The organism is Streptococcus sp. OH4692_COT-348 (assembly GCF_003859975.1).
Taxonomy (GTDB): domain Bacteria; phylum Bacillota; class Bacilli; order Lactobacillales; family Streptococcaceae; genus Streptococcus.
Genome location: NZ_RQZB01000025.1, coordinates 1 through 5,019 on the forward strand (window position 1 = coordinate 1; position 5,019 = coordinate 5,019).

1 tRNA gene and 3 rRNA genes are annotated in these 5,019 nt (G+C 49.8%); all 4 read left to right on the forward strand.

The annotated features are described in order from the left end of the window. Positions 1–129 precede the first annotated feature (129 nt). The 4 genes from EII37_RS10580 to rrf all read left to right on the forward strand — a co-directional run bounded on the left by EII37_RS10580 (position 130) and on the right by rrf (position 5,018). A 16S ribosomal RNA gene (locus tag EII37_RS10580) occupies positions 130–1,675 on the forward strand. 51 nt (positions 1,676–1,726) lie between these two features. After that, a tRNA-Ala gene (locus EII37_RS10585) sits at positions 1,727–1,799 on the forward strand. Positions 1,800–1,924: 125 nt separating this feature from the next. Next, positions 1,925–4,826: ribosomal RNA gene (locus EII37_RS10590) — 23S ribosomal RNA — on the forward strand. A 76-nt stretch (positions 4,827–4,902) separates the two neighbouring features. Beyond that, a 5S ribosomal RNA gene (rrf, locus tag EII37_RS10595) occupies positions 4,903–5,018 on the forward strand. Together the 16S, 23S and 5S rRNA genes with 1 tRNA gene alongside form the textbook arrangement of a ribosomal RNA operon. The last annotated feature ends 1 nt before the right edge of the window (position 5,019 follow it).

Here is a 5,019-nt window from a genome sequence, read left to right on the forward strand (position 1 = left end):
GAGTGACAAAGACCTTTGAAAACTGAACAAGACGAACCAATGTGCAGGGCACTACAACTAAGGTTGTAGTACTGAACAATGAAAAAACAATAAATCTGTCAGTGACAGAAATGAGTGAGAACTCAAACTTTTAATGAGAGTTTGATCCTGGCTCAGGACGAACGCTGGCGGCGTGCCTAATACATGCAAGTAGAACGCTGAAGGAGGAGCTTGCTTCTCTGGATGAGTTGCGAACGGGTGAGTAACGCGTAGGTAACCTGCCTGGTAGCGGGGGATAACTATTGGAAACGATAGCTAATACCGCATAAGAGTAGATGTTGCATGACATTTACTTAAAAGGTGCAATTGCATCACTACCAGATGGACCTGCGTTGTATTAGCTAGTTGGTGGGGTAACGGCTCACCAAGGCGACGATACATAGCCGACCTGAGAGGGTGATCGGCCACACTGGGACTGAGACACGGCCCAGACTCCTACGGGAGGCAGCAGTAGGGAATCTTCGGCAATGGACGGAAGTCTGACCGAGCAACGCCGCGTGAGTGAAGAAGGTTTTCGGATCGTAAAGCTCTGTTGTAAGAGAAGAACGAGTGTGAGAGTGGAAAGTTCACACTGTGACGGTATCTTACCAGAAAGGGACGGCTAACTACGTGCCAGCAGCCGCGGTAATACGTAGGTCCCGAGCGTTGTCCGGATTTATTGGGCGTAAAGCGAGCGCAGGCGGTTAGATAAGTCTGAAGTTAAAGGCTGTGGCTTAACCATAGTACGCTTTGGAAACTGTTTAACTTGAGTGCAAGAGGGGAGAGTGGAATTCCATGTGTAGCGGTGAAATGCGTAGATATATGGAGGAACACCGGTGGCGAAAGCGGCTCTCTGGCTTGTAACTGACGCTGAGGCTCGAAAGCGTGGGGAGCAAACAGGATTAGATACCCTGGTAGTCCACGCCGTAAACGATGAGTGCTAGGTGTTAGACCCTTTCCGGGGTTTAGTGCCGTAGCTAACGCATTAAGCACTCCGCCTGGGGAGTACGACCGCAAGGTTGAAACTCAAAGGAATTGACGGGGGCCCGCACAAGCGGTGGAGCATGTGGTTTAATTCGAAGCAACGCGAAGAACCTTACCAGGTCTTGACATCCCTCTGACCTCTCTAGAGATAGAGATTTCCTTCGGGACAGAGGTGACAGGTGGTGCATGGTTGTCGTCAGCTCGTGTCGTGAGATGTTGGGTTAAGTCCCGCAACGAGCGCAACCCCTATTGTTAGTTGCCATCATTCAGTTGGGCACTCTAGCGAGACTGCCGGTAATAAACCGGAGGAAGGTGGGGATGACGTCAAATCATCATGCCCCTTATGACCTGGGCTACACACGTGCTACAATGGCTGGTACAACGAGTCGCAAGCCGGTGACGGCAAGCTAATCTCTTAAAGCCAGTCTCAGTTCGGATTGTAGGCTGCAACTCGCCTACATGAAGTCGGAATCGCTAGTAATCGCGGATCAGCACGCCGCGGTGAATACGTTCCCGGGCCTTGTACACACCGCCCGTCACACCACGAGAGTTTGTAACACCCGAAGTCGGTGAGGTAACCGTAAGGAGCCAGCCGCCTAAGGTGGGATAGATGATTGGGGTGAAGTCGTAACAAGGTAGCCGTATCGGAAGGTGCGGCTGGATCACCTCCTTTCTAAGGATAAGGAACTGCACATTGGTCTTGTTTAGTCTTGAGAGGTCTTGTGGGGCCTTAGCTCAGCTGGGAGAGCGCCTGCTTTGCACGCAGGAGGTCAGCGGTTCGATCCCGCTAGGCTCCATTGGTGAGAGATCACCAAGTAATGCACATTGAAAATTGAATATCTATATCAAATAGTAACAAGAAAATAAACCGAAAACGCTGTAGTATTAATAAGAGTTTATGACTGAAAGGTCAAAAAAATAAGGTTAAGTTAATAAGGGCGCACGGTGGATGCCTTGGCACTAGGAGCCGAAGAAGGACGTGACAAACGACGATATGCCTTGGGTAGCTGTAAGTAAGCGATGATCCAGGGATTTCCGAATGGGGGAACCCAACAGGTACTACCTGTTACCTGCATCTGTTAAGGATGTGAGGAGGAAGACGCAGTGAACTGAAACATCTAAGTAGCTGCAGGAAGAGAAAGCAAAAGCGATTGCCTTAGTAGCGGCGAGCGAAACGGCAGGAGGGCAAACCGAAGAGTTTACTCTTCGGGGTTGTAGGACTGCAATGTGGACTCAAAGATTATAGAAGAATGATTTGGGAAGATCAGCCAAAGAGAGTAATAGCCTCGTATTTAAAATAGTCTTTGTACCTAGCAGTATCCTGAGTACGGCGGGACACGTGAAATCCCGTCGGAATCTGGGAGGACCATCTCCCAACCCTAAATACTCCCTAGTGACCGATAGTGAACCAGTACCGTGAGGGAAAGGTGAAAAGCACCCCGGGAGGGGAGTGAAATAGAACCTGAAACCGTGTGCCTACAACAAGTTCGAGCCCGTTAATGGGTGAGAGCGTGCCTTTTGTAGAATGAACCGGCGAGTTACGTTATGATGCGAGGTTAAGTTGAAGAGACGGAGCCGTAGGGAAACCGAGTCTGAATAGGGCGCCTTAGTATCATGACGTAGACCCGAAACCATGTGACCTACCCATGAGCAGGTTGAAGGTGCGGTAAGACGCACTGGAGGACCGAACCAGGGCACGTTGAAAAGTGCTTGGATGACTTGTGGGTAGCGGAGAAATTCCAAACGAACTTGGAGATAGCTGGTTCTCTCCGAAATAGCTTTAGGGCTAGCGTCGACATTAGAGATTCTTGGAGGTAGAGCACTGTTTGGGTGAGGGGTCCATCCCGGATTACCAATCTCAGATAAACTCCGAATGCCAATGAATTATGGTCGGCAGTCAGACTGCGAGTGCTAAGATCCGTAGTCGAAAGGGAAACAGCCCAGACCACCAGCTAAGGTCCCAAAATAATTGTTAAGTGGAAAAGGATGTGGGGTTGCACAGACAACTAGGATGTTAGCTTAGAAGCAGCTATTCATTCAAAGAGTGCGTAATAGCTCACTAGTCGAGTGACCCTGCGCCGAAAATGTACCGGGGCTAAAACAATTTACCGAAGCTGTGGATACCTTTATAGGTATGGTAGGAGAGCGTTCTATGTGTGATGAAGGTATACCGTGAGGAGTGCTGGAACGCATAGAAGTGAGAATGCCGGTATGAGTAGCGAAAGACAGGTGAGAATCCTGTCCACCGTAAGACTAAGGTTTCCAGGGGAAGGCTCGTCCGCCCTGGGTTAGTCGGGACCTAAGGAGAGACCGAAAGGTGTATCCGATGGACAACAGGTTGATATTCCTGTACTAGAGTATGTAGTGATGGAGGGACGCAGTAGGCTAACTAAAGCAGACGATTGGAAGTGTCTGTCTAAGCAGTGAGGTGTGATATGAGTCAAATGCTTATATCTATAACATTGAGCTGTGATGGGGAGCGAAGTTTAGTAGCGAAGTTAGTGACGTCACACTGCCAAGAAAAGCTTCTAGCGTTTAAACATACTCTACCCGTACCGCAAACCGACACAGGTAGTCGAGGCGAGTAGCCTCAGGTGAGCGAGAGAACTCTCGTTAAGGAACTCGGCAAAATGACCCCGTAACTTCGGGAGAAGGGGTGCTGACTTTACGTCAGCCGCAGTGAATAGGCCCAAGCAACTGTTTATCAAAAACACAGCTCTCTGCTAAATCGTAAGATGATGTATAGGGGGTGACGCCTGCCCGGTGCTGGAAGGTTAAGAGGAGTGCTTAGCGTAAGCGAAGGTATGAATTGAAGCCCCAGTAAACGGCGGCCGTAACTATAACGGTCCTAAGGTAGCGAAATTCCTTGTCGGGTAAGTTCCGACCCGCACGAAAGGCGTAATGATTTGGGCACTGTCTCAACGAGAGACTCGGTGAAATTTTAGTACCTGTGAAGATGCAGGTTACCCGCGACAGGACGGAAAGACCCCATGGAGCTTTACTGCAGTTTGATATTGAGTGTCTGTACCACATGTACAGGATAGGTAGGAGTCTAAGAGATCGGGACGCCAGTTTCGAAGGAGACGTTGTTGGGATACTACCCTTGTGTTATGGCCACTCTAACCCAGATAGGTGATCCCTATCGGAGACAGTGTCTGACGGGCAGTTTGACTGGGGCGGTCGCCTCCTAAAAGGTAACGGAGGCGCCCAAAGGTTCCCTCAGAATGGTTGGAAATCATTCGCAGAGTGTAAAGGTATAAGGGAGCTTGACTGCGAGAGCTACAACTCGAGCAGGGACGAAAGTCGGGCTTAGTGATCCGGTGGTTCCGTATGGAAGGGCCATCGCTCAACGGATAAAAGCTACCCTGGGGATAACAGGCTTATCTCCCCCAAGAGTTCACATCGACGGGGAGGTTTGGCACCTCGATGTCGGCTCGTCGCATCCTGGGGCTGTAGTCGGTCCCAAGGGTTGGGCTGTTCGCCCATTAAAGCGGCACGCGAGCTGGGTTCAGAACGTCGTGAGACAGTTCGGTCCCTATCCGTCGCGGGCGTAGGAAATTTGAGAGGATCTGCTCCTAGTACGAGAGGACCAGAGTGGACTTACCGCTGGTGTACCAGTTGTCTTGCCAAAGGCATCGCTGGGTAGCTATGTAGGGAAGGGATAAACGCTGAAAGCATCTAAGTGTGAAACCCACCTCAAGATGAGATTTCCCATGATTTTATATCAGTAAGAGCCCTGAGAGATGATCAGGTAGATAGGTTAGAAGTGGAAGTGTGGCGACACATGTAGCGGACTAATACTAATAGCTCGAGGACTTATCCAAAGTAACTGAGAATATGAAAGCGAACGGTTTTCTTGGTTTGAATAGATATTCAATTTTGAGTAGGTATTACTCAGAGTTAAGTGACGATAGCCTAGGAGATACACCTGTACCCATGCCGAACACAGAAGTTAAGCCCTAGAACGCCGGAAGTAGTTGGGGGTTGCCCCCTGTGAGATATGGAAGTCGCTTAGCT